22 protein-coding genes are annotated in these 25,250 nt (G+C 38.2%); 20 read left to right on the forward strand and 2 right to left on the reverse strand.

Going from position 1 to position 25,250, the window contains the following annotated elements:
* The first annotated feature begins 13 nt into the window (after positions 1-13).
* The gene (locus AC1DNH_RS20490; RefSeq protein ID WP_477584647.1) at positions 14-952 is read left to right on the forward strand and encodes a type VI secretion system baseplate subunit TssG; all 939 of its coding nucleotides are present in this window, start codon (positions 14-16) and stop codon (positions 950-952) included.
* Positions 953-1,363: 411 nt separating this feature from the next.
* On the opposite strand, the gene AC1DNH_RS20495 is transcribed toward AC1DNH_RS20490, so the two are convergent.
* Both AC1DNH_RS20495 and AC1DNH_RS20500 read right to left on the reverse strand, forming a co-directional pair.
* Positions 1,364-3,229 (reverse strand): type VI secretion system baseplate subunit TssF, encoded by a 1,866-nt coding sequence (locus tag AC1DNH_RS20495; RefSeq protein ID WP_477608152.1) that lies wholly within the window; start codon positions 3,227-3,229, stop codon positions 1,364-1,366.
* 26 nt (positions 3,230-3,255) lie between these two features.
* A complete protein-coding gene (locus AC1DNH_RS20500; RefSeq protein WP_477585113.1) occupies positions 3,256-3,690 on the reverse strand; it encodes a GPW/gp25 family protein in 435 nt (144 codons plus the stop codon).
* A gap of 179 nt (positions 3,691-3,869) precedes the next feature.
* Between AC1DNH_RS20500 and AC1DNH_RS20505 the strand changes: the two genes are divergently transcribed.
* From AC1DNH_RS20505 to tssD (AC1DNH_RS20595), 19 genes are all read left to right on the forward strand, one after another.
* Positions 3,870-4,391 (forward strand): hypothetical protein, encoded by a 522-nt coding sequence (locus AC1DNH_RS20505; RefSeq protein WP_477585112.1) that lies wholly within the window; start codon positions 3,870-3,872, stop codon positions 4,389-4,391.
* Positions 4,392-4,401: 10 nt separating this feature from the next.
* Complete coding sequence (locus tag AC1DNH_RS20510) at positions 4,402-4,887, forward strand: type VI secretion system transmembrane protein TssO (protein ID WP_131032454.1); 486 nt, start codon at positions 4,402-4,404, stop codon at positions 4,885-4,887.
* A gap of 34 nt (positions 4,888-4,921) precedes the next feature.
* Positions 4,922-5,899, forward strand: coding sequence for a PKD domain-containing protein (locus tag AC1DNH_RS20515; protein WP_477585111.1), 978 nt, complete (start codon positions 4,922-4,924; stop codon positions 5,897-5,899).
* A 39-nt stretch (positions 5,900-5,938) separates the two neighbouring features.
* Positions 5,939-8,314: a type VI secretion system protein TssR domain-containing protein gene (tssR, locus tag AC1DNH_RS20520; RefSeq protein WP_477608148.1), complete on the forward strand. Its 2,376-nt coding sequence runs from the start codon at positions 5,939-5,941 to the stop codon at positions 8,312-8,314.
* A gap of 5 nt (positions 8,315-8,319) precedes the next feature.
* Complete coding sequence (locus AC1DNH_RS20525) at positions 8,320-10,836, forward strand: ATP-dependent Clp protease ATP-binding subunit (RefSeq protein WP_477582743.1); 2,517 nt, start codon at positions 8,320-8,322, stop codon at positions 10,834-10,836.
* Positions 10,837-10,894: 58 nt separating this feature from the next.
* Positions 10,895-11,341, forward strand: coding sequence for a hypothetical protein (locus AC1DNH_RS20530; RefSeq protein WP_057933296.1), 447 nt, complete (start codon positions 10,895-10,897; stop codon positions 11,339-11,341).
* An 18-nt stretch (positions 11,342-11,359) separates the two neighbouring features.
* Entirely contained in the window at positions 11,360-12,748 is a 1,389-nt protein-coding gene (locus AC1DNH_RS20535) for a DUF5458 family protein (protein ID WP_477582744.1), read from the forward strand.
* 123 nt (positions 12,749-12,871) lie between these two features.
* Positions 12,872-13,444, forward strand: coding sequence for an NAD(P)H-dependent oxidoreductase (locus AC1DNH_RS20540; protein WP_477582745.1), 573 nt, complete (start codon positions 12,872-12,874; stop codon positions 13,442-13,444).
* A 316-nt stretch (positions 13,445-13,760) separates the two neighbouring features.
* A complete protein-coding gene (gene tssD, locus AC1DNH_RS20545) occupies positions 13,761-13,931 on the forward strand; it encodes a type VI secretion system tube protein TssD (protein ID WP_477625612.1) in 171 nt (56 codons plus the stop codon).
* A gap of 143 nt (positions 13,932-14,074) precedes the next feature.
* On the forward strand, positions 14,075-14,470 hold the full coding sequence (tssD, locus tag AC1DNH_RS20550) for a type VI secretion system tube protein TssD (RefSeq protein ID WP_025141860.1): 396 nt from the start codon (positions 14,075-14,077) through the stop codon (positions 14,468-14,470).
* A gap of 365 nt (positions 14,471-14,835) precedes the next feature.
* Positions 14,836-16,701 carry a type VI secretion system Vgr family protein gene (locus AC1DNH_RS20555; RefSeq protein WP_477625613.1) on the forward strand — a complete coding sequence of 622 codons (1,866 nt, stop codon included), beginning with the start codon at positions 14,836-14,838 and terminating at the stop codon, positions 16,699-16,701.
* A gap of 1 nt (position 16,702) precedes the next feature.
* Entirely contained in the window at positions 16,703-16,867 is a 165-nt protein-coding gene (locus tag AC1DNH_RS20560; RefSeq protein ID WP_157258313.1) for a hypothetical protein, read from the forward strand.
* 7 nt (positions 16,868-16,874) lie between these two features.
* Positions 16,875-18,515 carry a hypothetical protein gene (locus AC1DNH_RS20565; protein WP_477581679.1) on the forward strand — a complete coding sequence of 547 codons (1,641 nt, stop codon included), beginning with the start codon at positions 16,875-16,877 and terminating at the stop codon, positions 18,513-18,515.
* Positions 18,516-19,039: 524 nt separating this feature from the next.
* On the forward strand, positions 19,040-19,996 hold the full coding sequence (locus AC1DNH_RS20570) for a hypothetical protein (protein ID WP_477581681.1): 957 nt from the start codon (positions 19,040-19,042) through the stop codon (positions 19,994-19,996).
* Positions 19,997-20,000: 4 nt separating this feature from the next.
* Positions 20,001-20,480: a DUF4280 domain-containing protein gene (locus AC1DNH_RS20575; protein WP_230142646.1), complete on the forward strand. Its 480-nt coding sequence runs from the start codon at positions 20,001-20,003 to the stop codon at positions 20,478-20,480.
* Positions 20,481-20,483: 3 nt separating this feature from the next.
* The gene (locus AC1DNH_RS20580) at positions 20,484-23,084 is read left to right on the forward strand and encodes an OmpA family protein (RefSeq protein WP_477581684.1); all 2,601 of its coding nucleotides are present in this window, start codon (positions 20,484-20,486) and stop codon (positions 23,082-23,084) included.
* 12 nt (positions 23,085-23,096) lie between these two features.
* Complete coding sequence (locus tag AC1DNH_RS20585) at positions 23,097-23,792, forward strand: hypothetical protein (RefSeq protein WP_477581686.1); 696 nt, start codon at positions 23,097-23,099, stop codon at positions 23,790-23,792.
* A gap of 5 nt (positions 23,793-23,797) precedes the next feature.
* Positions 23,798-24,574, forward strand: a complete 777-nt coding sequence (locus AC1DNH_RS20590; RefSeq protein WP_477581688.1) for a hypothetical protein — start codon at positions 23,798-23,800, stop codon at positions 24,572-24,574.
* A gap of 552 nt (positions 24,575-25,126) precedes the next feature.
* Positions 25,127-25,250 (forward strand): type VI secretion system tube protein TssD (gene tssD / locus AC1DNH_RS20595; RefSeq protein WP_477625614.1); only part of this gene is annotated, 124 nt, incomplete at its 3' end.

Consider the following 25,250-nt stretch of genomic DNA (forward strand, 5'->3'; position numbering starts at 1 on the left):
GCCTTAAAGTTTAATGAAAAAGGAAACTTTGATTAATAACGAACTATTTACAGATTACAAGGCCGTTGCCCACGCTGCCGACCTGATTGAACGTAAGGTAATTGATGCCAATAGGATTGAAATTATCCCATTGGGCCCCGATAAACGTGCTTTTGCAAAAGATATTGAGGATACAACGGCTTATTATTCTGAAAAAAGAAGGCACGAACGCATCCGCATCAGTACCAACCGCGAAGGATTGTATGATATGCTGCCTGAGGGGCTTTTCCACCGTCCGCCAACCGGTAGTGCCGGTATGGACGAGGAATCTATGATTAAAGATATCAGGGATAGGAGAGAGGAAGAAAAGGAAGCCAGGTTATTTTTTACACCCTTTGATACGGAAATTAATTATGTAAGGATCATGACCGAGCTATATGAAAATATGCTCGATAAAAAAACAACCTATTCCGATTTAAGTCAGATTTTTGAATTTGGATGGGATGAGTTTAATTTGCTCAACAAAGAACAAAGCATCATCTGGATGCACCTGCTGCCCGAAATCCAGCAAAAGAGAAATGACATCGGTTTTGTTTCAAAAGTACTTACTGCACTGTTCAACCTGCCACTTACCATTGTGGATGCTACAGCCAATATTGCACCGGTAAAAATTGCTGAAGAAATGCAGATGCAGTTGGGTGGAAGCGCATTGGGGATTGATACCATCATTGGTGATAGCTTTACCCCCGAACACGAAGCTTATAATGTTAATATCGGTCCAACTTCGCCACAGGAACTGGTTAAGTTTATTCCCGGACAAAAAAACAGGGCCATTTTGGATATGGCCATCAGCTATTTAATCCCTGTTGATGCAGAGGTTAACGTAGAACTCCTTACCGCACCCGATTATCAGGAAACAGTATTGAGCGAGGATGGTGAAAGTGCTTATTTAGGGTATACGGTATATCTTTAGTTAATATGAAGCTGTAACAAGCAGCGAGAGTTCGTCATTGCGAGGAGGCTTTTTCAGCCGACGAAGCAATCTTACAACGATCGCTATCCTCGCAATACCTCATTTCGAGCGTAGTGCAACGCAGCCGAGAACCCAAAGGCTCTGCGAAGCAAAATCTGTCTAGATGGATCTCTCCATTTCGCTGCGTTCTGGTCGGAGATGATGGCCTGGTTTGTTAAACTGCATCCTGAATGGAGTCGAAGGATCTCCAATCTGCAATGCTCCGGATATGAAGATGTTTTTTTACTCTTTTCTTGACTCGATCCTCATGCTGAACTTGTTTCAGCATCTTTCATGCTAGATAGACCCTGAAATAAATTCAGGGTGACGAACTGCTTTAGAGGACTGAATAGATAAAAAAGTTACTTTAAATTAAACCGCTTTATAAAACGCTGGCTTTAACAGCATACGGTAATGCACATTCATCGTACTCCTTAGGTTTAATTTCGCTAAAGTTAAACTCAGCAGTTCTTCCCAATCCTGCCCGCTAAGGTTAAGCTGATCTGCAGGTTCGATCAAAATATCAGTGGTCTTAATAAAGCCTGCGTTTGGTTTATTATCCATTATCAAGCCTTTGGCCAGGGTAATGCCCTTTAATTTGTTGCCCAGTTCGTAACGGCAAAAATTGATCACATCAGCCTTCGTAATAATCCGGTCGGCTGTGGTTAAACCATATTTATAAGCCTGCACCCTGTTGGTTGCATTCAATCTCGACCGGCCGCCTTTCGTTTGGCTCAATAAAAAGATACTCTCTGCATTTACCTTATTGTTATCGTATACCACTAAACGGCTTCCGGCATTAATGTGGTTGGCCTCTTCTGCTTGTGTAACCCAGATATCGAGGAATAAAATATCCGCATCATCAATCGGTTTCAGTACAATATAGCTGGGCAGTTCTTTAATGTCTTTAAGCGCCGAGCGGCTTTTTTGTTCAATAAGCGCAATATTCTGTTCCAGATTTTTAAGTATGGTACTTAAAAAATCAGGTCCGTAAGCAGTAAAAGCTGCTTTCTCATCGCGTAAAAGTTCAAAAAGGTAATCTACCAGCTCTTTGGCATTTCTCGTATCAAAACGCTCGGTGCCTCCGTACCGGATCGAGAAAGATCCGTCTCCTTTTTCGTTCTCATTGGTGTAAGGAATCTCATTGTAACTTTTCCCTTTATTATCCTTCAGGTTTTCTACCGCAAGCATCTGATCGAATGATTCCGTTTTAATCGGGATAATATTGTTCATCGTTTTAAGCCGGTGTTTGATCTGGCTTAACCGTTTATTTACCACCGAGAACGCATTGATATAAATATGAAGCTCGTTCAACATTTCCTGGTTTATAGCTGCGGGAAAAATTACTTTAAGCCATTTTACCGAATTATCGATCTGGTTTAAAACAGCCGGCTGGAATAGGTTGGCAAACTCAGGAGGGAGTTCTCTGCTTTCGTCGATATTAAAATCATTAAGATCGCCCAGGGTAATAAACCTGTTGCTGTAAAACTGTAAAACATCTGCTTTAATCAGATTAAGCAATTGTTTGTGCTGAAACGGAGCCTGTACCTTACCCGTTAAAGGCTCATCCATAAAACGTTCTGTATAGGCGGTGAGCTCGTTGTTTTTGTAGAACCATTTCCCCAGCGAGAGCAGATCGTAAGTGTTTTCGGGCACCGAATAATTTTTCCAGTCGAAAAATAAATTCAGTTTATTAAAATCCATCCAGTCTTTAATGCCGTTAAAACCTATGTATACGGTGTTTTTCTCTACAGAAGTGCCCGAAAGGGTATTGTGTATAGGCTGTTTGCCCAATTGTTCTACATTAAAAAGGGTATTTCCGGTAACGATGTATCTTATCGATGCATTATTTAACTTTACGGTATGCAGCGGGCTAAAAAAAATATCGGTTTTCTTGGCCTTATCATTTTCCTGCGGGATATTCTTTTTAAATGCAAACTGCGAATAGATCGAAAGGTAGTCCTGTTGTTCAATCGGCCTGGCGTGCATAATGGCATGGGCCGGTAACGATGAAGTTAAATGATCGGGCGCTAAAATACGGCTGATCTTATCAAAGATCCTGTTCTCTAAATTTTTAACATCATTGGATACATTAAAAAGCTCATTGCTTAATGCCTCAATAATCAGTCTAACAAGTGGATCGAAGTCGTTACTGTCTTTAATATTCCAGAAATCTTCGGCATTTTTTAAAATTCTGTTCCGGATCTCATCTTTTGATGAATAAAAAACTGGTTTCATGTGTAGAATATTTGGGGCGTTTTAGATTAAGTTGATAATGGGCTAAGAAATAAAGCGGTGTTAAAAAAATATTTTTCTCCTGTGGTTTTTATTAGTGCTCTAACGCTAATATCTACCTTTTTTTTAATCTCGGTTATCTTACGTAGGGGGTATACATTTTCTACCTCAGTAATACGTACTTCTACCTCGGTATTATATATCCTAAATTCATAGTCGGTGATGGATTTTAGCAATGATTTGCGGAATTTTTCCTCCCAAATGCTCTCACTCACGATTAACTCAAAGTCGAGATCCCATATTTCACATCCAAAATCGTTATGGAACCGATGCTCCCCAAAACGGGTAAAAATAATCAGTTCTAGGTGGTTCGAAATCGATTTTCCGAGGTCAGTTGGCTGAAGGCCAATGCCTGAGAAAACCGACCTAAATCTGAAGGGTTTGTTGTAAAAATTTTCAGACATACACGGTTTGGCTTAAAGTTTGTTAAAAGTAAAAGAAATAATATCGTTTTAATAACCAAACAACAAATATTAAAAATTGTTATAGTACAGTGTTAATTTGAAAAAGTTTGAATGATTTTATGTGAGGGAGATGTCAGATTAATATGATAACCAACGCTATGTGAAACTATTAATGCTCTATGAAACCCATTAATGCCATCGAAATCAGGACTGCTTACACGAGGTTTATTTTAAACTTTGTATTCCTAACGTTTTTCTCTATTCTCTGTATTTATCTTTTTTTTGCCGCATCCGATTATGAGTATACCCTGCTCGATAAAAAGGTAAAGGAAACCGAAAAACTATCTTATCTAAGAAAAGATATCAATACCAATTTCGACCTTATCCTTGTCCGTTTTAAAGAACTTGCCCAATACCGCGATTACAATGCCAACGAAATGAGCAAACAGAGTATCCTTTTGGGCGATATCCAAAGCGCTAACAACAGGATTAAAGACCTTATTTCCAAAAAAGCACAAACCAGCCCGAGTTTTGATCTCTACGCCAAAATAAACAACAATGTTGGTGCAATGGCCGATCTGCAAGATTCGCTTATTAAATCAAGGGGCGATATCCAAAGGTATAAGGAACAGATTAACGATTGCCACCGCGCAAACCAGGCTACGGCAACCAAGATCAGAAACGGACGGTTCGGCCGATAATTAAACGATTATGATAAAATTAAGTATAAAAGAAAGACGCGAACAATTCTTGTTTTTTATAGCGCTGTTTGTTTTTACCGTAGGGCTTTTAAGTTTTGGTATTTTTTATAGTGATAAATCGCGCTACGAAATCTCCAAAGAAGAGCTTGAAGTAAAAATCAGCGAGAACGAAACATTCGAAAGTATGGTAAAAGAAACTTCGCCTACTATTGATACCACTTATAAACAGATAACCCGCTACAACCCAAATGTACAGGCGGTTTTCTTGAAAAACGACATACAGAATTCATTAGGCTCTATCAGGGCTGCGTTTGACCGTAAAGCATCAGACCAGCGCTATAAAATATTTGTTCAAACGGCACAGCTGTACGACAGGTTATTTTACGATAGGCAGGAACAGAACAGAAACATTTCAGATATCGAATTGCATAAACGACAATTGGACGATTGTATTCTCAACAGGCGACAATTGCAGCAAACCATATCTGCTAGATAAATACCTCAAAAACAACCTATAAAAAACGCTACCTATGTCTGACACAAACACCAAGCAAGTTAATTCAAATTCGCAGGGCTATGTTATTCTCTACATCCTATTAGCTGTATTGCTCTTAACTGGTCTTATTTTCCTATTTAAAAGTTCATTGTTCGAAAAAAGGACAATTGATGCGCGGATCTTAAAAGATGAAATTTATTTAAACGAAAGTCTGGTTTTTACCGATAATACACCAAAAGCCACAAAATGGTTATGGGAATTCGGAAACGGCGAAAAAGCCACCACAAAAACCGGTTCTTATCACTACACAAAGCCCGACACTTACATTGTGCGTTTAACCGTTGATGGCGAACTCCGTCAGGAATTTCCGGTTACCGTACGCGATACCGTTCATACACCGGTTGTAGATAGTGTATTAACCATTAGCGGCCCGACCGCGGGTTTGGTTAATGAAGAAATCAGGCTCGAAGGAGACGGGGAGGGAAAAGATTTCGAATGGTCGTTCGGCGAAACTGGGCGAGTAGATGTTAAAGGAAAAACTGCTTTATACACCTACCGTGCCCCAGGGAAATATGTGGTACGCCTGCGCTCGGATAAAAGCCGTAAACCCGCTTTCCTAAACATTTTGATCACTGATCCAAATGCCGAAATCGTTGAAGATATTGTTGCCCCTGGTGATGGCGAACGTAAAACCATCGATGATATCAGGGCCCGTTTACAGGCCATTGCCAATGGTGCCGATTTTAACTCTAACTATTACTACCTCGTTAACAAATACATGTGCGGTAACGAAAAAGTAACGGTAAATGTAGAAATGAATGGTAAGAAAAAACAGACCGATATTTATTCATACTGCATGGGACTCACCTTTGGGGGCGAAATAGCCGTTGATGAAGCGCAGCTAACCATTAAGCCAAATTCTACCTGTGCCAGCTTGGTAAACATTAAGCAACATTCGGGAACGGTCCAACCTGCGGCAACAACTGCTGATGCTCCGGCCAAAACAAGATAAATTAACCGCTCACCTAATTTTAAAGCTCATCTACAGATTATGAAAAAATACTATGCCTTAACCCTCCTTTTTATAGGAATATCGTTTGCCTACGCACAATCGCCGGCATCCTTTGGCAAAAGAGTAAAATACATGCCTAAATCTTACGAAAGGCCTTCAGAAAATATAAACGTAATGGACAATACCAGTAGCAGCAGTTTGCCATGGATTGTTTTTTCAGACCGTGAAGATAATTATACCACTACTGCACCGGGTGGAAGTCTGATTATGAAAAAAATCAGCTTTATGGAACCTTTCTATGTTTCAAAAGAAGAAAACGGCTACCTGAAACTGATTAAATATAAGGCCGGAATGATCAGGGGCAGAAAAATAAACGATAAAAAAAGTGCCATCAGTTATGGTTGGATCGCAAAATCTAAACTGCTTTTATGGCAACGCGCTTTCTCTAACCAAAAAACAGGTTATGCAGAAAAAGCCATCGGTATCGTAAACGGGAAAAATGCCTTAACCGAACCAAAGTTTTATTTCGATACAACCGATTCTATCCTGGTTTACAATACACCCGAACTTAAAGACCGACGTACAAAAGTAAGGTTGCACGAAATTGCCTATATCTACAAAAAATCAGAAGATGGTAAGAAATATCTGATAGGTTCTGATGACCAGCTGGTTGCAGATACTGCTTTAAAAAGTATTTACGGCTGGGTTTCTGCCGAAGCTGTACACAGCTGGGGCGATCGTTTGTACATTACCTCGGTTAAACCAGGCGATTACGACAGGGATGATTCTACCTCTATAGCCCTCAAAAACGGGATCAATAAAGGAACAACTTTCGTGGTAGATCCCTTATTGCCAAGGGAAAACCTGATCCTGCGTAGTGTACCTGTTGTTTCAAACGATGAAGGAGGTAACACGGTAGGTATCGCTGCAGATGTTTACAATAAAAAAGACAATAAAATATTAACCATTAACGGTTCTGCGCTTTCTTATCAGGACTACCTGAACCTCCGTAAAAATAAAACCAAGGTAAATGTTGTTTTTGTTGTGGACGGTGGTAGCCCAATGACCAAATATTTTTCTGGAATGACCAATACCATCGCTTCTTTCGAAAATATTATGGGCGATTTTGGTAAAGGAACAAAAGTGAACTTTGGTGGTGTAGTATACCGTGGTGAAAGTGGTTGCGCTTTAAAAGGTATTTTCGTAAGCCCGATCCAAGACGATTACAGGCAGTTGATGACCTTCCTTTCAAATCAGGCTAAAAACACTGTTAGGTGTAATGGAGAAGTAAGCGAAGAGCCTGTTTTTCAAGCGATAAAAACCGGATTGGGCTTATTTAAAGCAAAAAAGAACGAAACCAATTTAATTATTTTAGTTGGCAGTACCGGAAATACCGGCGGAACCAACAATTACCTGATTAACGAATTAAGTGAGCAGGTTGCACAGGCCGATGCCCGTATTTTAGCCTTACAGGTGTATAGCGATTTCAATCAGTCATTTAACGATTTTGTAATCCAGTCGCGTAAACTTGTTTCCGAATCGGCTATCCGCGCTGCCGAGTATAGAAAAAACACCATGGTAAAAGGCGAGGGTTTAAAAAGTTTCCAGCCTTATAATACCAGTTTACAGGATTCTATCTCTTACTATTTAGATTACCCTAAAAACAGTTTAATCCAGGGTGGGGTAGTTTTCCCGACAAAAGGTTCGGTAAATTCCAACCAGAGCATGACGATTGCTTTACGCCGTTTCGTAAAAGAAACCAACTCCGATATCTATAACCAGATCAGTTCGTTGGATAGTGCTTTCCGTTTAACAGGCATATCGCGTAAAAACCTGACTGCCGATGTAGAAGGTTTATTGCCGGAACCCGTTGGCGCGGAAGTTGCAGACCGCATGCCGCACAATGCGTTTAAATATTATAGCACTGCAAATCTGTCGGTTGATGCAGTGAAAAACAACCCCTCAACATTACAATATGCCATCGTTTTAAATAACATGGAGTACAAGCAGATTGTAGATGTGTTTTCGATGATGTTGGGACAGAATTTGCAGGCCGATCAGTCTTCTTTCAGGAGTAAACTTGTTAAAAATTATGTGAAAATGCCAAAACAGATGCTGGGTATTAAAGAGTCATCGGGCAACATAAAGCGTTTAACCTTGGCTAACTACATTAAATTGGTAACTGGCTTGCCTTTGAACAACAAATTTTTAGAGAAATATACGGTAGGCGATTTAAAGAACAGTTCTAAAATGCCACTCGAAGCGTTCGAAAGCTACATTAAATTATTAAATCAATCGGTTCAGCAGATTAAAAGGGCTACTCAGATTGAGCAGCAGTTTATTTCGAACGGCAAAATATATTACTACATCACCGAAAATAATTTTAACCCGGCAGTATTGCCTACAACCAACTAAGGGATATGGCAGTTACAAATTTAAGCGAATCGGTCAAAACAGCCCTGCATATTGCACAGTCTTTAGCTAAAGAGTACAGAAACGAGATTTTTACTGCAGCTCACCTGCTCAAAGGCCTGATGCATAAAGATGTTGGCCTGCGCTCGTTCATTACCTCTATTGGTAAAGATGAAGAATACATTAGCGAATGGGCTGAAGTGCGGATTGACGAACAGGCAAAATCGGCGAGTTTTACGGATACCGTAAGCGGTGCGCCAGAGATTGCAGTGATTTTTGAAGAGGCCGATAATGTACGCATTAAACTGGGGTTGGACTTAATTACCCCGGTATGTGTATTAACCGCATTGGCAAAACCGGGTATCGGTTTTCAGCCCGATCAGCTAAAATCGTTCCCGATTAAAGAACGTGAAATCCTGGATCTGTATGTAAAAGATGAAGAAATTTCGAGGGTGGTTTCGCCTGATAAAACAAGCGCTGGTACTGAAAGCAAAAGCACAGGCAATGCCCTGTATAAATACTGTATAGATAGATTACAGATGGTGCGCGATGGTAAAACCGACCCTATTATCGGCCGTGATAAAGAAACCAGGCAGATGATGGAAATCCTTTGCCGCCGCACCAAACCAAATGTAATCTTAACCGGTGATGCCGGCGTAGGTAAAACCGCTTTGGTTGATGGTTTTGCCATTGATATCGTAAACCAGAATGTACCCGAGAGTTTAAAACCCGTGCAGCTTTTTGAGCTCGATTTAGGTTCATTAATTGCAGGTGCCTCTTACAAGGGTGAAATAGAAGACCGTTTAAAAAACATCATCAAAGAAATCAAGCAGTTTGAAAAGGCTGTGCTGTTTATTGATGAAATCCACACTTTATTGGATAGTAAAGGACCGTTGGGTGCGGGCATAGGTAATTTGCTGAAACCAGAACTGGCCCGTGGCGAAATTACGGTTATCGGTGCCACAACCATTGATGAGTACCGCAAAATTATCGAGCCTGAGCAGGCTTTCAGCAGACGTTTTGAAGTGTTGCAGGTAAATGAGCCAAACGAAGAAAGCACCATTAAAATGCTGCAGAAACTGGCCGTAAAATACGAAGAGCACCATACCTTAACCATCGAACCCGATGCTTTGGGCGAATGTGTGCGCCTGGCCAAACGTTACATGAAAGATAGAAGGCTCCCTGATTCTGCATTCGACCTGCTCGACCGTACAATGGCCGCCATGAAAATGATGAACGATACCTCTGATCAGGTAATCGAAAGTTTGGAAACCGATCTGGAAGCTTTAAATGCCAATACCGAAGAACCGGAAGCAGAGAAATTTGCTGATTATAAATGGCTTTTCTCTTTGCTTCAGAATAAATTAAGTCCGGTTTTACTGGGTCACTTAACCGATGAAACACAGACTGACGCGTTCGAAACCGCCGATGAATATCAGGGTTATATTACCAAAAGCTTACAGGAATTAAAAAAATATGCTGCTGACAAGAGCGATCGCATCAGCAAACAGGATATTGCTTCTATAGTGGCCTACAAAACAGGTATCCCAATGGGTAAACTGCAGGCCGGTGAAAAGGAAAAATTGCTCAATATGGAAGCTTACCTTAAAAAACGTGTGGTAGGGCAGGATCAGGCTTTAAAAGCTGTTTCAGATGCCATACTCGAATCGCGCAGTGGATTGAATAAAAAAGGCCAGCCAATAGGATCCTTCTTTTTACTAGGGCCAACAGGAACCGGTAAAACAGAACTGGCCAAATCAATCGCCGAATTTTTATTCAATGACGAAAAAGCGATGATCCGCTTCGATATGTCCGAATTTAAGGAAGAACACAGTGCCGCCCTACTTTATGGCGCGCCTCCAGGATATGTAGGTTACGAAGAAGGTGGTTTATTGGTGAATAAAATCAGGCAACAGCCTTATTCTGTACTGCTTTTTGATGAAATTGAAAAAGCGCACCCTTCCGTTTTCGATACCTTTTTACAGATCCTGGACGAAGGCCACATGCACGACCGTTTAGGAAAAGAGGGCGATTTTAGCAACTCACTGATTCTTTTTACCTCGAACATCGGTAGTGAATGGATTGCCGAACAGATCGGAAAAGGTGTAATTCCTGCTTCAAATCAGTTAATGGAGGTTATGGCCGGCCATTTTCGCCCCGAATTTTTAGCCAGGATCTCCGAAATTGTTCCTTTTGCGCCGATAAACGAAAGTAATGTGGTGCGTATTTTCGAAATCCAGTTAAGCAGTTTGGTACAATCGCTCAATAAAATGGGTATCGATTTTGAAATTGCAGAAGATGCCAAAAAAATGATCGCTTTAGATGGTTTTACACCAAAATACGGTGCAAGGCAGCTATCGGCGGTTATCAGAAATCTTTTACGCAGGCCAATCTCGAAATACATCATTTCTGGTGAACTAAAAAAAGGATCGAAGGTTGTGGTAAGCAAGCATGCAGCCGAAGATAAACTCGAATGGAATATTATTCAGCCAGAAACCGTAACATTGGAACAAAAATTGAGTTAAAACGTTAACTATTATATTATTAGAAAAAAAAGTAATCGTAAACCTAAATCAACATACTATGTTTAATTATGAAATTGGTGGTAACGAGCGAAAAATTGACACCTCAGAAGCTTTCGCAGAAATTGCCCACAACAAAACACTTTTTGTACAGAAACTTACCGATAACGATCCGATAAAACCCGAAAAAGTAGAGGGATTAAAAACGGTGAAAGATGTATTCGAACATTATAAACCAAATGTGAAGGTGGCTTTTGAAAAGCAGGATGGATCTACAGTTGGCGAAACGATAAACTTTAACGATCTGGGCGATTTTGGTGTGAAAAACATCATTAACCAAAGTAATTACCTTACTAACGTGAACATCGAAAGAGAAATGTCGCTTAATGTAATCAAACAGTTAAAATCGAACAAAACCTTAAAAGCTACACTTGATGACGAAGAAACAAAGTCGGCCTTCATTAACGCTTTGAAGAACTTTGTTGACGAATTGGAGCAAAATAAATAATCTTAACGCCAAGAAAACATGTCAAACCCTCAAGAATTAAAAACCGACGAAAATACAGGCCAGGAAGGCTTTAAACCAGCTGAAGCCAAAACCTTAGAAAAAACATCACTTAAAGATAACCTCGAAAAACTGGCCCGTGTTGGCGGTTTCGATCTGTTGGAAGCCACTGTTGATGGTCTGCAGAATTTAAACCCTGAACGTAAAGCCCGTAAACAGATCTTTTTAACCGGTGATGAGAAAAAGAAAGAACGTGAAGAGCTGAAAAAGAAAATCCAGCTTTGGATTGATGTGCTTGAATCTTCCACTTCAGTTGCCGATATGGTAGAAAAAAGCACTCAAAAGCTGAATGCTGCCGAAGAAAATCTGAATAAAAACATCGGTACTGCATTAGAAAGTACAAGAGAGCTGGAGCAGGCATACCGTTCGGTACATTTATTCTATAAAAATACCGAATCCGACAAACTTAAAAATGTAGTGCTGTTAAATGCATCAATGGATCAGATCAAGGATCTTGATAATCCACGTTTTATTGAATACGTAGATGATGAGTTAAAACAGAATTACGACCGTTTGGATCTCCGTAATAACTATTCGTTAATGGTTGTGCCCGGCTATATGGGTTCCAATAAAGTACTAGAGAGATGGGGTAAAATTGCGCATAACAACAAAGCCATGCTGGTAACCGATTTTGCCGATCTTGATCAGCCGGATGATGTACTTGATTTATTTACCGCAGCAAACTTTACCGGAGGTGACGCATTCAGGTCGAACGTAATCATGACCTGTAACTGGTTGGTTGGCCGTGGTAAAGTTGCAGAAGTGGGTGAGGAAGACGATTTAACCGTACCCGGATCAGCAGCACTTGCAGGTAAAATGTATTACACCTTAATGTCGCAGGTTACTGCAGGTAAAAAACATGGTGCTATAAACGAGGTAGATGGTGTAAAATTCGATTTAAAGAAAAGTGAAATCTCTCATTTAGAAAGAGTAGGCTTGGTGCCAATGGTTAACGAATATGGTAAAGTAATGGCTTTTTCTGCCAAAACCTTATTTAACGGAGATAATATCGGTTTACAAACTTATTCGGTTGTACGTGTATTCGATTATATTACCAAAGTACTATTCGATTTCCTGAACAGAAGGGCTTTCGAAAACTGGACTTCTAAAACGGAACAAGACCTGCGTGGCCAGATTGTTAAGTTCTTGGATGGTATTCAGGGAGCCGACCGTTTAATCGAGAGATTTAAAATTATGCGTTTTGAAAGAGATGAACAACAAAAAGACAGGATTCACCTGGATATCCACATCACACCATATTTCCCGGCTAAAAGTTTTGTAGTAAAACTAGACGGGCATAAAGGCGAAGATGAAAATACCACATGGAATACAGAGTACAATCAGCAGTAGTTTTTGATGGCTGAAAATAAAAACCCAACCCCAGCGTTGGGTTTTTTTATGGGTTATGCATAACACTTAACAAATTCTTTATAATTTTGTAATGCATCGGCCTGATCAGATTAATCAAAAAAAATGAAGCAAATACTTATCCTGAATGGGGATATTGAAAAAAACGCATCTACGAATTTCCTGATTAACGCGTATAAGCAAGGTGCCGAAAGTGCTGGTGCAATCGTACGAGAGTTGGCCATTATCGACCTCATATTCAACTCGAATAAGCTGTTTAACAACAGGCAGATTGCCGAGTTAGAGCCCGATTTGCAAAAAGCTTTAACCGCAATTAGGCAGAGTAACCATGTGGTGCTTTTTTGTCCTGTATACGTAGACCATATTCCCGCAAAGATTAAGGGTTTTTTTGATCGTTTATTTATGCCTGACCAGATTTTTACTACCCAGCAGCAAAACGTAAACAATAATTTTAGTGGTCGTTCGGCACGGATTGTGTCTATTTTGGATGAGGCTACTTTTAAAGAATGGAAAGCAAATAAGAAAACAACTTACCTATCCATCAAAAAAGTTATTTTCGAGAAATGCAGAATGAGCCCCGTGCTCACCAATACCATTGGTGAATTACATTCTCTTGAAAATCATTACAGCCAAAAATGGGTAGCTAAAATGGAAAAATTTGGTTCACAGCTGATTTAAAACTTAAGTTACCGGAAATATTTGTCCAAAAAGACTACATCTTGGGTAAAACCACTACAGTTACGTAAGTTATTCTCTATCACGTTGTATTTGTAACACTAAAAATATCTTAAAACTTTTCCACACGTTTTCCACAATAATAACTCGTTTAACTAATCGTTTAGTGCGTTTTCAGGCTTTTATCTTGATTTCAAAAATAAGATTATTCGCTATAGATGAGCAATATAAAGCGTAATTGGCCTGATCTTTGGTTAATGCTGATACTGTAGCGGAGGCTACAATAAATCAAATTTTTTAACCTTTAAATTTTAAAACTATGGCTTTCAAAGCTAGATTAAATTTTTCAGGCAAGGAGTACGATGTGCTTCATTGTGCCTATGCGTTAAACCGTGATGTAGATGCTAAGGGAAGACCTTCTTCCGGAGTTTACGGCGGTACCATTAAATTAGGCAACGCCGAGCACCTTAACGATTGGCCAAAAGCCTAAGGGGAGGTTGAGGGTAGAAAGGTTGAAGGTGTGAGGTTTAGGGTATGAGGTTGTATTAACCCTATACTATTCGCCAATCGCCATGCGCCAAACCCATGCTCGCAAGAATCATTCATTTTTCAAAAACATTAAAACTTACTACAATGGCATTCAAAACCCGTTTAAACTTAGGATCAAAAGAATTTGATGTACTACAGTGCAGCTTTTCATTAAATAGAGATGTTGACGCAAAAGGCCGTCCATCGTCAGGTGTTTATGGTGGCACCATCCACATCGAAATCGAATCRACCGAAGATACTTCTGTAATCGARTCGATGGTAAACAACCAGTACAAGCCGCTTTCAGGAACATTGGTTTTCAAGAAAGGCGAAGAAGATGCAAAAATGAAGGAACTGTCTTTCGAAGATGGTTATATCATCCAGTATAACGAGGGTATTGCGGTAAACGACAATACGCCAATGACTTTAAGTTTTGTGGTATCGGCCCGTAAGCTAAAACTGGGCAATGCAGAACACGAAAACGATTGGCCAAAAGCTTAGTCATCACTAAATATATCGTAATTAAAAGCGCCCCGATTTTTTCTGGGGTGCTTTTAATCCGTTGCTATTTTTATCACCCTACATTTACCTATCATCCAAATCATCCCAAAAAATTAATATTGCTTTGTGATGCGTATATTAATTTACAAAGCCATCTCAAAAATTAATGCTCAATTATGTCTAACCATTCCAAACATGTTGCAGTAAAAAACGATTACTATTCAGGTAAAATGTTTGGTTCGGCATCAACACACAATATTCATCTGAACATACGGTCTGCAGAAAATGTATCCATTTTTAATATAAGAGCATGTGCCCACCCAGCATTTGGCTTAGGGTAATTGTTGTGATCAAGATAAATTAATATGGAAAAGAAACTCATTGCTGAAATCAATATAGAGGATAAGGAAATTACACATTTTGCTTCCTTCGTCCTTCAACAGGCTTTTAACGAACATCACTATTTTGAACTGCGCTTTAACCACGACCAGATGGGTGCGCCAGGACTGATCAGTTTAGATGATAGCCGCGATTTTGTGGGTAAAACCTTAACTGCTTCTTTTGGCCATTCGGCAGAAGGCATGCAGAATTTTGTAGGCCTGGTTTCTAAAGTTGAACTATCACAAATTCATGGTTACCATGGTGTTCTAATTGTAAGTGGTTATAGCCCGACTATTTTAATCGATCGTGGACCTGATTTGGGTTCATATTTAGATAAAGACCTGAATGAGATCGTGAAATTGGCAACTAAAGATACGCCTGCCAATGATTTAAAAGTGGTGGCCAATGCCGCAAGAAATACATCAATCGATTATATTATCCAATACCGTGAAAGCGATTTTGCTTTTTTGAACCGCCTTTCTGCCGAATACCACGAATGGCTTTTTTACGATGGTAAACAGCTTAATTTTGGAAAACCCGATACACAAAAGGAAATATCCCTGTTTTATGGCAGAGATGTTCAGGAAATGCAGTACGCAATGGAAATTGCACCAATAAAAAATAAACGGTTCTCCTATAATCCGAAGCAGAACGAAATGCTGCTGAGCGAAAGTACAGGAAAGGTAAATGGCACACCCGACTTATCCCATGCTGTAAAAGCTTCTAACCTTACTTTTAGTAAAACCTTCAACCAACCTTCATTAATCAGGGTAGATAATAACAACGACATTAAAAACCTGGTAGAAAATGAAGAGAAAGCGAATACAAGTGAGCTTTTAAAAGTAACCGCCAGGGGCGATAATGCCGGTTTAGGCATAGGCAGCATTGCCGAAATTACAATGAGCCTCCGTAAAGAACTTGCTTTTACATCCGAAAGCCTGGGTAAATTTCTTATTACCAGTATTACACATCATATAGACGAAAACGGCAAATACCACAATACTTTCGAAGGAAAAGTATCCACAACCGAACGGTTACTGGTAAAGAACTTCGAAAAACCACAACCGGATATGCAACTGGCAGATGTGATTGATAATAACGATCCACAGGGCCAGGGCCGTATAAAAGTGAAATTTAAGTGGGAATGTTTAACCAACGATGTTACAGAGTGGTTACGTGTAGTTACGCCAAGTGCCGGTGTTGGCGATAGGGGTAATAACCGTGGATATTTTGCGATCCCCGAAATAGATGATCAGGTGATGATTGCGTTCGAAGAGGGGAATATTGCACGGCCCGTAGTAATGGGAAGTGTTTACCACAGCTCCAGCGTAGATAGTAGCCCGCTTATTCAAAATCACCTTAAAAGTATCATTACCAGAAGTGGACATTTAATAGAATTTGATGATAATCAGGGTACACAAGGCATAAAAATCACCGATATCCACAATAATATTATCCATATCGACACCAAAGGCAATAATATAACCATTACTGCTTTGGAGAACATGACTTTAAACTGTAAGAATATGCAGATTAATGTAGCGGAAAATATGGACGTGAAGGTGGGTAAAAACATTTCAGAAAGTGCCGGGGAGAACATTACCACAAGTGCCAACGAAGACATTACGCAAACTGCCGGAAAAGATATCAATATCAGCGCTACTGGGGATATGAAAGAATCAGCAAATAATAAAACCGAAATGGTAGAAAAAGCATACATGAGAAGTGCTCAGGAATCTACACAGTATGCTGAAAAGGTAACTATTTTTAGCACCAAAGAAAACATGCTGTTGGAGAGTTCTGAAAAAACTGTAGAGATTAACAGTGCGGAAAAATCAAATCTTTTTTGATATGGCCATTAAGAAAATTGCTAAAAACCTGATCATTACAATTACTGATCAATATGTTTCCACTTCGCAAACAGCATTTGAAACTGCTGAAAAGGTAGAGATTGTTGCCTTGGGAGAAAATTTGGTCTTAGCTTCGAACAAAAAAATTAATATCACCGGTAAATAAGCAGGCTATGACGAATGTAATGTTTAAGAAGCCGAGGTTTGTAATTCCTGAGGCTACAAAAAATAAACCTATTGCTGATATTGTAATGTTTGTTGCCGGTACTACAGATCCTGTAAATACGGCAGGCTTAAAGCACCAGGCAAATACCGAGTACTGGAGGGGTATTGATGCGAAAACACATAAAGCAACAGCAGAAAGTGTAAATAATTTTTGGAATAAAATAAAAGAAATAAAATTTCAATATCTGAATTTACATATTGAGGGCGATTTTTTTAGTTGGTCTGGAGACAATGATACCAAAGAAAGAAATATTGCAGCAGAGCGTTTAATGGATGTAATGTTACGGACATACAGAAATTGGAGACATCAAAAAGTTCATTTGCATTTAATCGGACATTCGCATGGGGGTAATGTAATAAACCAATTTACAGAACTCATTACGAGTAAAGAAATGATAGCGAAGTCTGAAGTTTTAAAAAGAAATAAATTTACTGAATTTCCTAAACTATGGAAGATTAAAAGTATTACTTATTTATCAACGCCATTTTTTCAAAAAAAGCACCAATTAAATCATACCAAACTACATAGCGCTTGTAAAATAATCAATGTACATAATGAATATGATTTAACGCAGCAGCTCGTAGCAGATTTTAGTTTGGTCAATATGGAAGGGCTATTAAAATCTTTCCAGATGGATAAATTTGAGCGGGGTATAAAAACTGTTAAAAGTGTAAAACACGAAGTTATTACAGATTATCTTAAGGGCTGGCGTTCTGAAAAAAAAGCAATTGCTGCATGGAAAGAAATGGCAACAGCTTTTTTAGGAATCAATATGATCATATCAGAATTTATTAAGTACATTAATTCACTGAAAATTGAAAATTCCAGCTTGCAAAAAGAAAAGGATTCATTCGTAAGTATATTAAATAAATTTCTTTTATGGAGCTACGATGTAAATAAGAATTATAACGGGGGGAAAAAAGGGTACGATAAAGTTACCTGGGCAACAAATCTGAATTTGAGTCAGGGTTTAACAGTTTTAAATACACTATTTCATATTAAAAGCGGCCCAAAGGACAGCTATTTATTAAGTTTATTAGCAAATATTTTCGGAGAAAAAAGAGGGATAACTGATAGCATTGACGAAACATCATGGACCCCAAAAAAACAGACCAAAGGATTGTCGATTCTAGATGTTCCCATTTTTGATAAAGATCCTTATAACTCAAGAAACAAAAGAGCTCAATTCGGTACTTTCTTAAAAGGGGCACAAAATGCAGTGCATAGCAATAATTTGGAAGATATGTTAATGCGTCTGTTCAGTCAGTTTATTAAACCTGCTCAGTTGGCCAATATTTACAATTATATTAATTATGCTGAATATGTCGTAACGGGAAATCTTGATGCACAGCTTAAAATCTTCGGGGGAAATCTGAAAAAATATACGGAATTCGTTACAAAATACAATGCAGATTTGGTTGCAGAAAAAGATGAAAACATTGCGGAGTTAGACAAAAAACCTGGATCAATACCATATTTGGCGATGACATCGCATAGTTTAAGCCACACCCGGTTTTGGCCAAAAATTGAAGAAGGATTACGGGGAGCTTTTAGTTCGGGAGTAAATACAGGATATAAAAAGAAATAATTATGAAGAATCCTCAAAAACTAATCATCATTAGTTTGATCATGTTTGTAGTTACTGCTCTAGGTATAACCCTTTGGTACATAAACGACCATATATTATTAAAATTTGATACCAAATCGATTCTAATGGTATTGCCTAGGGTAGGAATGCCGGCTGGAATAATTACTACATTTATATTTCTATTGGTCGTATTTTGTTTAAACAAAATAAAGAACTCATTTATAATAACACTGGTAATGAGTTTAATATTTATTGCATTTGTAATGATATCCTACTGGTTTATCCTGCACATGATATTTTACAACATTGAAGATAAGAAATCATTTATAAGTCAGTTGCTTGATTTTTAAAATGCTCATCTATCAAAATAGTTTTTAGAAATCAAGAGTGCGATTATAGTGATTTATATTTAACTCGCTGTGTGATGTTTTTTGCGGAAATATTAATTATAAGCATAGCACTTTCTTTATACCTGGTTCTTATTAAATAATCCTTTTTGAAATAGATAGAACAAATCGATAAAAATGGACATTGCAAATAAAACAATATACTATTCAGGCATAAATGCCCTCCGCTTAGAATGGCCAGCAGAACTGTCTGTAAAATATGGCGTTTTAATCATTTTTAACGAGGGCGAAGAAAATAGCAATGAAGTTAAATACGAAGTGCGTGTTACCAGGTTAAAGCCAGGTAAAGAGGGACAACCTTTATTTCAAATTGAGCGGATTAGCGATGTTTTTGTCAATGAAATCTTGCCCGATCTGGTTGCCGATCGTTTAGCTTATGCTATAGGAAAAGTGTTTTATCCTTTGGTAATTAGTGTTGATCAAAATGGTGGTTTTCAAAGTATTTACAATCACCAGGATATATTAAAAAGATGGGAATCTGTTAAAAAGAAGGTGCTGGATAATTTTGAAGGTGGTCTTGTAGAAGACTATGTAGAGCGGATGGAAAAACAGCTGGCTAATGCTGATAGTATAAATCTTGCATTTTTAAATAGCGATTGGTTTATTCACACTTTTTTTAAACCGATTTATAAAGAATACGGTCAGAACCATATAACTGAATCTATATATAAATTTCCGATAGCCAGAGGCTTTAACGTAGAAGGCTATCTAACACAAGAAAAATTAGCTGCCCAATCTAATAGCTTTGGAGCAATAGAATTGATTCATGATGGTACTATTATGCCTTTGGAGGATGAATTATATATCACAAACAGGGCCACCGGTAACTATGAAGGATATTATCTTTTACACCCGAAATTTAAGCGGATCATATCTGTCGTTTCTGATTTCAGTTACGGAGCGCAGGAAAAAGCGAAAGTAAAGATAAAAATTGCATTGATTCCCGAAAATAACCAGGAGTTTGATCACGATTTTGAATTAGATACCAATGTTAAAGGTTTGCCCGTAACAGAAATGGTGGTACTTGATGGCCCGTCAAAAAAAGGATTTTGGGATCGTTTACTAAATAATTAAGGCAATGGCAGAGAAACATATTGTAGTTCAGGGGGCACAGTGTATGTGCAAATTTGGATCGGCGCCCGATAAACTCAAAGTGCTAACGCATACAAAAGAATATGCAAACGATAAAGATGGAAGCCAAAAATCTATAGCAACCACAATGGATATCGGCCCAACTTTTGAAAAGAACATGTTTGGATCCTGCTCAAAAATGTACAATAAACCCTGTAATGCTGTGGTAACCAAATGGTCGGGTTTTTATGAAGATACCATCCTTACAAACGGAGGTAAAATTTTGCTCGAAGATAGCAAAGCTACCTGCCCAATAGGAGGCCCCGATTGCATTGAGATTGTTCAGCACGGGCAAAAAGCAGAAGCCTCAAAACAAAACTTTAATAACGCAAATAAAGACGTACAATCACAGCTCAATCCCATGTCAGAATCTTTAGATGAATCTGCAAATAATTTTAACGGTGTAGAAGCAAGTGTTAAAGCATAACGTATGGCAAAGGGAATAAAGAAAATTATTTGGACCGGTGAAGGTAAAGTATATAATGCTAACAAAGGATCTATACCCGGTCAGTTAGTGGTAGTAGCTCCAGATCAGTATGTTTGGTTCAAAATAGGAGAATGGCAGCCCGGCACTACCGAGCAAGATAGAAAGAAAGATGTAAAATGGGCCGTTTTTAACGAGAAAAGCGTCATAGATCTTCAGAAAACAATCCCCAGCAATTTTAGCTATGGTTACCGGATACCCAAAAAATTATGCGGACCATACCTGTGGTACATTGAAGCAACATGGAGCGGGAATTTTGATAGCAAATCAGGTTTAAAGATCAGGGGCGAATCGCCTGCAAAAATAATAGACAGCAGGTGGACTCAAAATGAAGGGGGAGCAGATGTGCGCAAAACTTACCAGTTTTCGTACGGAGAACTCATCTGGCTCAGGCTTTTTACTGAAGGATTAAATGGCTATGATAATGTAGAGGTTAGGGTATTCAGAAAATTGAGATCAGCATTAGGCCTATGGCCAAAAGATGATGAAGAAACCCGAAAAATTTATCAGGTAAGTGTAACCAATGGCGAAATTAACCTAAAAATTCCCAATACGTATTCATGGTACCAGTCTATGAATGATAGATCGGATGTTGAAGAATTTTATGTGCGTGTGGTGCATCCCGTAACTGGTGAATATATTGAAGATACGGGAAGTAAGGGCGATACTGCCCATGCCCGGTTTTTAAGGATAAAAGATAAACTTAAATCGCAGGTAGTAGAAATACCCGAAAACAGAACACCGGTTACCATTTACCAGCCCGATAAAAACGAGGCAAGGTTTGAGTTGTGCAAGTTTGAACAAATTAATGTAATAGAAGAAGGAAGTAAACCCGAACTAGTTTTCGATAATGGAAGTGGAGTTAAAAATGTTATCGATAAAAGGGAAAAAACGTTAGAGTCTATTATTTTTAAATTTGACAGTACAGAACTTTTACCCGAAAGTCTTAAGCAGCTTAATAATATATTGCGGTTCCTGCTCGAACATCGATACAGTACTATTCAACTTGATGGTTTTGCTTGTGTAATCGGTAAACAGAACCATAACAATGTATTATCAGAAAACAGGGCAAAAACAGTAAGAGAGTTTTTTATCAAAGGGAAATTAGATCCAAATCGGATCAAAACGGCCGGACATGGAGAAGTAAACCCTACAGACGATAAAAAAGGCCGCGACAATATTAAATATAAAAATGAGGCAGACTATCAGAATAACCGGAGGGTAGATATTGCATTTGAATATTACGGGCATAATGCACAAACTATTATTTATGAAACTATTGTTGGCAATAAACCAAAAGATATTACCGTTGAACCCGTAAAATTCGATACCAAAGCTTGTTTTGACCGCAAAAAGCATAATAAAACCATCAAATTAATCAACATTGATGTAAAAGCTGAGAATGAGGGCAAAATTACAGTTCCGGCAGTATCAACAATGAGTAAGTTCAATGTTATTCCATTAAATTACATTTGGCCCAAGCGGGATGGATTAATGAATAATTACATGGTTCATATCCATTCTTGCAGGTATTATTCTGTTCAGAACAATCCTACATTGGCTATACATGTATACTCTGATATTAAATGGACCATAGAATTTAAATGGTCGCATACCCAACCCTTTGCCTACACCTACGGTAATAAGTTGTACGGTTATGAGTTAGATGAAGCAAAAAAGAAAGCAATAGGTGCTGCAGTAGATGCCGGCTGGTCCGAAAACTTTGGTGAGATGGCTCAAAAGTTTGAGCTATCATTTGTAGGAGAATGGACTACCTCAGCAGGTAAAAAGCAAAAGGTTGAATTTAGTAAAGAATGGTCAGAACGTATTGCTAAAACCCTGAGGGTTATAAATCAGGTTAAGCAAATGGCAGATCGGGTATCTAATTCCTGTTTGGCCAAAGGAAGGTTCATGTTCGAAGTGAAGGCACCTGTTTTGGCGGTGTCTGCTCAATGGTATTTAAAAAAAACAAACAAAGTTGTTGGAGAGATTGTCGAAATCGGCGCAGAAACCAATCCGCTTATAGAAGCCGCTCTCAGTATAGATCTAATCGATATTGTTCTAAAATATGGTGGAAATGCTATATGTCCAGGGGCTGGTGAAGTACTCACCTGGATTAAGGATAAAATGAACAAATACGTTAAGATAACTTTTTTGATTACCGTAGGCGGTGCACTTAATATTGCAGGGAAATCCATCATCAATGTTAAATTCCCTAAAGAAACAACCGGTGAAGTCAAAATTACCGGTGAGCTCAAGGTCAATATCGAATTTAAAGCTACGGCCAAAGCCGAAACGGGTAGTATGGGGGTTTCGGGGATTGTAAAAGCGGATGCTAAAACAAGCGTTACCGGAGGCGTAAAATTAGGTGCCGATAAAGAAGGAGTATTCGTCGCTCCAATAGCAGAATTCGGAGGCATAAAAGCCACGTTTGTTGCAGCTACAACAATTAAATTTGGTTTTATTAAGAGAACTTTTAGCTTTGATGGTGATGCTGTTCTTGTTGAAAAAGACGATGTTAAATTTAAGAAACATTATTTGGTTTAATTTTATATACTCATGAAGAAAAATTTAGCTTTTTTAGTTTGTTTAATCTTTTTAGGCTGCAGTCCAAAAAAAATTGACCTAAAAGATTTGGTCCTTGCCGAAAAGCCCAATGTAGATTTGTCTGAATTTACCAAAAATATAACGGAACAAAAGGGACGCTTTGAACTACCCACAAAAGATGGTGTTCAGTTGGTTGATAAGGGAGAAAAGATAGTTTATTATTTTTTTGCAGGGAACGATAATGTAACTTTCGACAAAGCTAAAATCGCCGAAGTTTTAGAAACTAAAGTAGTAACCTACAATGGCGTTGTGAGTTTTATCAGTGTACATCCAGATAATAAAGATGCAGCAAACTTACTTAAGGATATGCTAAAAAGCTATTCGACACCCGATTCTATTATTTATAATCAAAGAAAATTTGATGACAACGAAAAGGAAACGCCTGCATTATTAAAAAGCCTTATGCCACATCTTGTTAAAGAAGTTGCTGATGAATTTGATAATAAGGCTACGCAATATCCCCAACAATTGTTTTGGAGCAAAAATGATGTATTAACCCAACTGGTTATAGATCCGACTAATGCTAACCTAAATATGTCAATTAAGATCATAACTAAAAAGGCATATATGGATCACATTGTTGAGGAATATGCTAAGCCACTATTAAAAGAGTATGATAGTCCGTTTGCACATCTTTTTAAAAAATAACCTTTATGACTGAACCATATTATTTACTGGAATACAATATTTCACTGGCAAATTTTGATCTCATTGTAAACGATGTAGTTGTTCATACCCATACCGAAGCAGGTAGCATCCATTCTCAATATCCGATAAACCACTTTATTTTATCAAGCGGCAATCAAAGTTTTAGTGTTGTTTTAAAGCCTGTTGAAGGTGAACTGATTAATCCTAACGCCGAAGCTCACATAAAAATAAACGTTTTGGATTCGGCAAATGGTAATTTTGATAATCAAAAGACGATAACAAAACTAGATGCTCCGGCTTTAAATGAAAAAAAGCTACCGGAATTAAAAATAGGAGGTGTTTTTAAAGCTGAAGTACCTTATCAAACATTAGGTTGGGTAGCATCCCAGATTATTGATGTTAAAAATGAAAATAGCTTAAAACTTGTTAATGATTTTTATCGCAGTATATACCTTCTTTTCAGGGATAAGAAAATCGACGAATTATCCGCCCTGTTAAAAAAGAGATATCAGGAAACGGATACTTCCATGTATTTAGAAGAAGATAATTTGAGCGCGTTAAAAAATATGTTCGCTATGTTGGCAGAGGAAGATTATGTTTTACAAGAATTTCCTAATCAAACCAAATTAGAATTTTATGCGCAGAATAAATTGTTAAACTTAAAAAGAAAGAATCATAGCCCTATTATTTCTTACCTCAAAAAGGGAGCAAATGAAGAGTTTGGTTTCCCTTTTTACATACACCTGCCAAAAGGTAATAATGGGTTCGAAATTATCCGCTAGATGCACAATTGCCAGGAATATGAGGAATACTATTTATAGGCGCAATTGTATTTTTTTAGGCTACAGTGCTCAAACTAAAGATCAAGAAAAAAATTATTGGAAATTGGTCTAGTAATATGAAAAATCTTAAACCGGGGCATATATTGGAAAAATGCATGTGCAGGTAAAGATGTGTCTGTTGAGTTAACGGCCCTAAACAGGAGAGATGGAGCAGCTAAAGACTGGATTGCTTTCTGTGCTTTCGACTGGTATAAAAATTAGTAATTGTCCAAAATTACGCTTCAAAAAGTAACGCCTTGTCTAAAAATGCTACAATATTTTAAGCTATTGTATGTAGTGGAAATGAGACGGCGGGTGATTTCAAAAAAAATACATTTTTTTTCTTGTCAAAAATCTGCGTTCTGCTAACCGTAGGATAATATTTTAGAATTAAGTGTACGCGTTAGCTGTTATATATGAGTAACATACACAATAATTGGCTTAATATTTGGTTTATATTTAACATAGCGGAGGCTATACTAATCAAATTTTTAACCTTTAAATTTTAAAACTATGGCTTTCAAAGCTAGATTAAATTTTTCAGGCAAGGAGTACGATGTGCTTCATTGTGCCTATGCGTTAAACCGTGATGTAGATGCTAAGGGAAGACCTTCTTCCGGAGTTTACGGCGGTACCA

This window comes from Pedobacter sp. 01N310, from assembly GCF_056399805.1.

Excerpts from the sequence above, each read along its gene's own strand:
- AC1DNH_RS20490 (WP_477584647.1), top strand. The coding sequence starts at position 14 with ATGAAAAAGGAAACTTTGATTAATAACGAACTATTTACAGATTACAAG.
- AC1DNH_RS20495 (WP_477608152.1), bottom strand. The coding sequence starts at position 3,229 with ATGAAACCAGTTTTTTATTCATCAAAAGATGAGATCCGGAACAGAATT.
- AC1DNH_RS20500 (WP_477585113.1), bottom strand. The coding sequence starts at position 3,690 with ATGTCTGAAAATTTTTACAACAAACCCTTCAGATTTAGGTCGGTTTTC.
- AC1DNH_RS20505 (WP_477585112.1), top strand. The coding sequence starts at position 3,870 with ATGAAACCCATTAATGCCATCGAAATCAGGACTGCTTACACGAGGTTT.
- AC1DNH_RS20510 (WP_131032454.1), top strand. The coding sequence starts at position 4,402 with ATGATAAAATTAAGTATAAAAGAAAGACGCGAACAATTCTTGTTTTTT.
- AC1DNH_RS20515 (WP_477585111.1), top strand. The coding sequence starts at position 4,922 with ATGTCTGACACAAACACCAAGCAAGTTAATTCAAATTCGCAGGGCTAT.
- tssR (WP_477608148.1), top strand. The coding sequence starts at position 5,939 with ATGAAAAAATACTATGCCTTAACCCTCCTTTTTATAGGAATATCGTTT.
- AC1DNH_RS20525 (WP_477582743.1), top strand. The coding sequence starts at position 8,320 with ATGGCAGTTACAAATTTAAGCGAATCGGTCAAAACAGCCCTGCATATT.
- AC1DNH_RS20530 (WP_057933296.1), top strand. The coding sequence starts at position 10,895 with ATGTTTAATTATGAAATTGGTGGTAACGAGCGAAAAATTGACACCTCA.
- AC1DNH_RS20535 (WP_477582744.1), top strand. The coding sequence starts at position 11,360 with ATGTCAAACCCTCAAGAATTAAAAACCGACGAAAATACAGGCCAGGAA.
- AC1DNH_RS20540 (WP_477582745.1), top strand. The coding sequence starts at position 12,872 with ATGAAGCAAATACTTATCCTGAATGGGGATATTGAAAAAAACGCATCT.
- tssD (WP_477625612.1), top strand. The coding sequence starts at position 13,761 with ATGGCTTTCAAAGCTAGATTAAATTTTTCAGGCAAGGAGTACGATGTG.
- AC1DNH_RS20555 (WP_477625613.1), top strand. The coding sequence starts at position 14,836 with ATGGAAAAGAAACTCATTGCTGAAATCAATATAGAGGATAAGGAAATT.
- AC1DNH_RS20560 (WP_157258313.1), top strand. The coding sequence starts at position 16,703 with ATGGCCATTAAGAAAATTGCTAAAAACCTGATCATTACAATTACTGAT.
- AC1DNH_RS20565 (WP_477581679.1), top strand. The coding sequence starts at position 16,875 with ATGACGAATGTAATGTTTAAGAAGCCGAGGTTTGTAATTCCTGAGGCT.
- AC1DNH_RS20570 (WP_477581681.1), top strand. The coding sequence starts at position 19,040 with ATGGACATTGCAAATAAAACAATATACTATTCAGGCATAAATGCCCTC.
- AC1DNH_RS20575 (WP_230142646.1), top strand. The coding sequence starts at position 20,001 with ATGGCAGAGAAACATATTGTAGTTCAGGGGGCACAGTGTATGTGCAAA.
- AC1DNH_RS20580 (WP_477581684.1), top strand. The coding sequence starts at position 20,484 with ATGGCAAAGGGAATAAAGAAAATTATTTGGACCGGTGAAGGTAAAGTA.
- AC1DNH_RS20585 (WP_477581686.1), top strand. The coding sequence starts at position 23,097 with ATGAAGAAAAATTTAGCTTTTTTAGTTTGTTTAATCTTTTTAGGCTGC.
- AC1DNH_RS20590 (WP_477581688.1), top strand. The coding sequence starts at position 23,798 with ATGACTGAACCATATTATTTACTGGAATACAATATTTCACTGGCAAAT.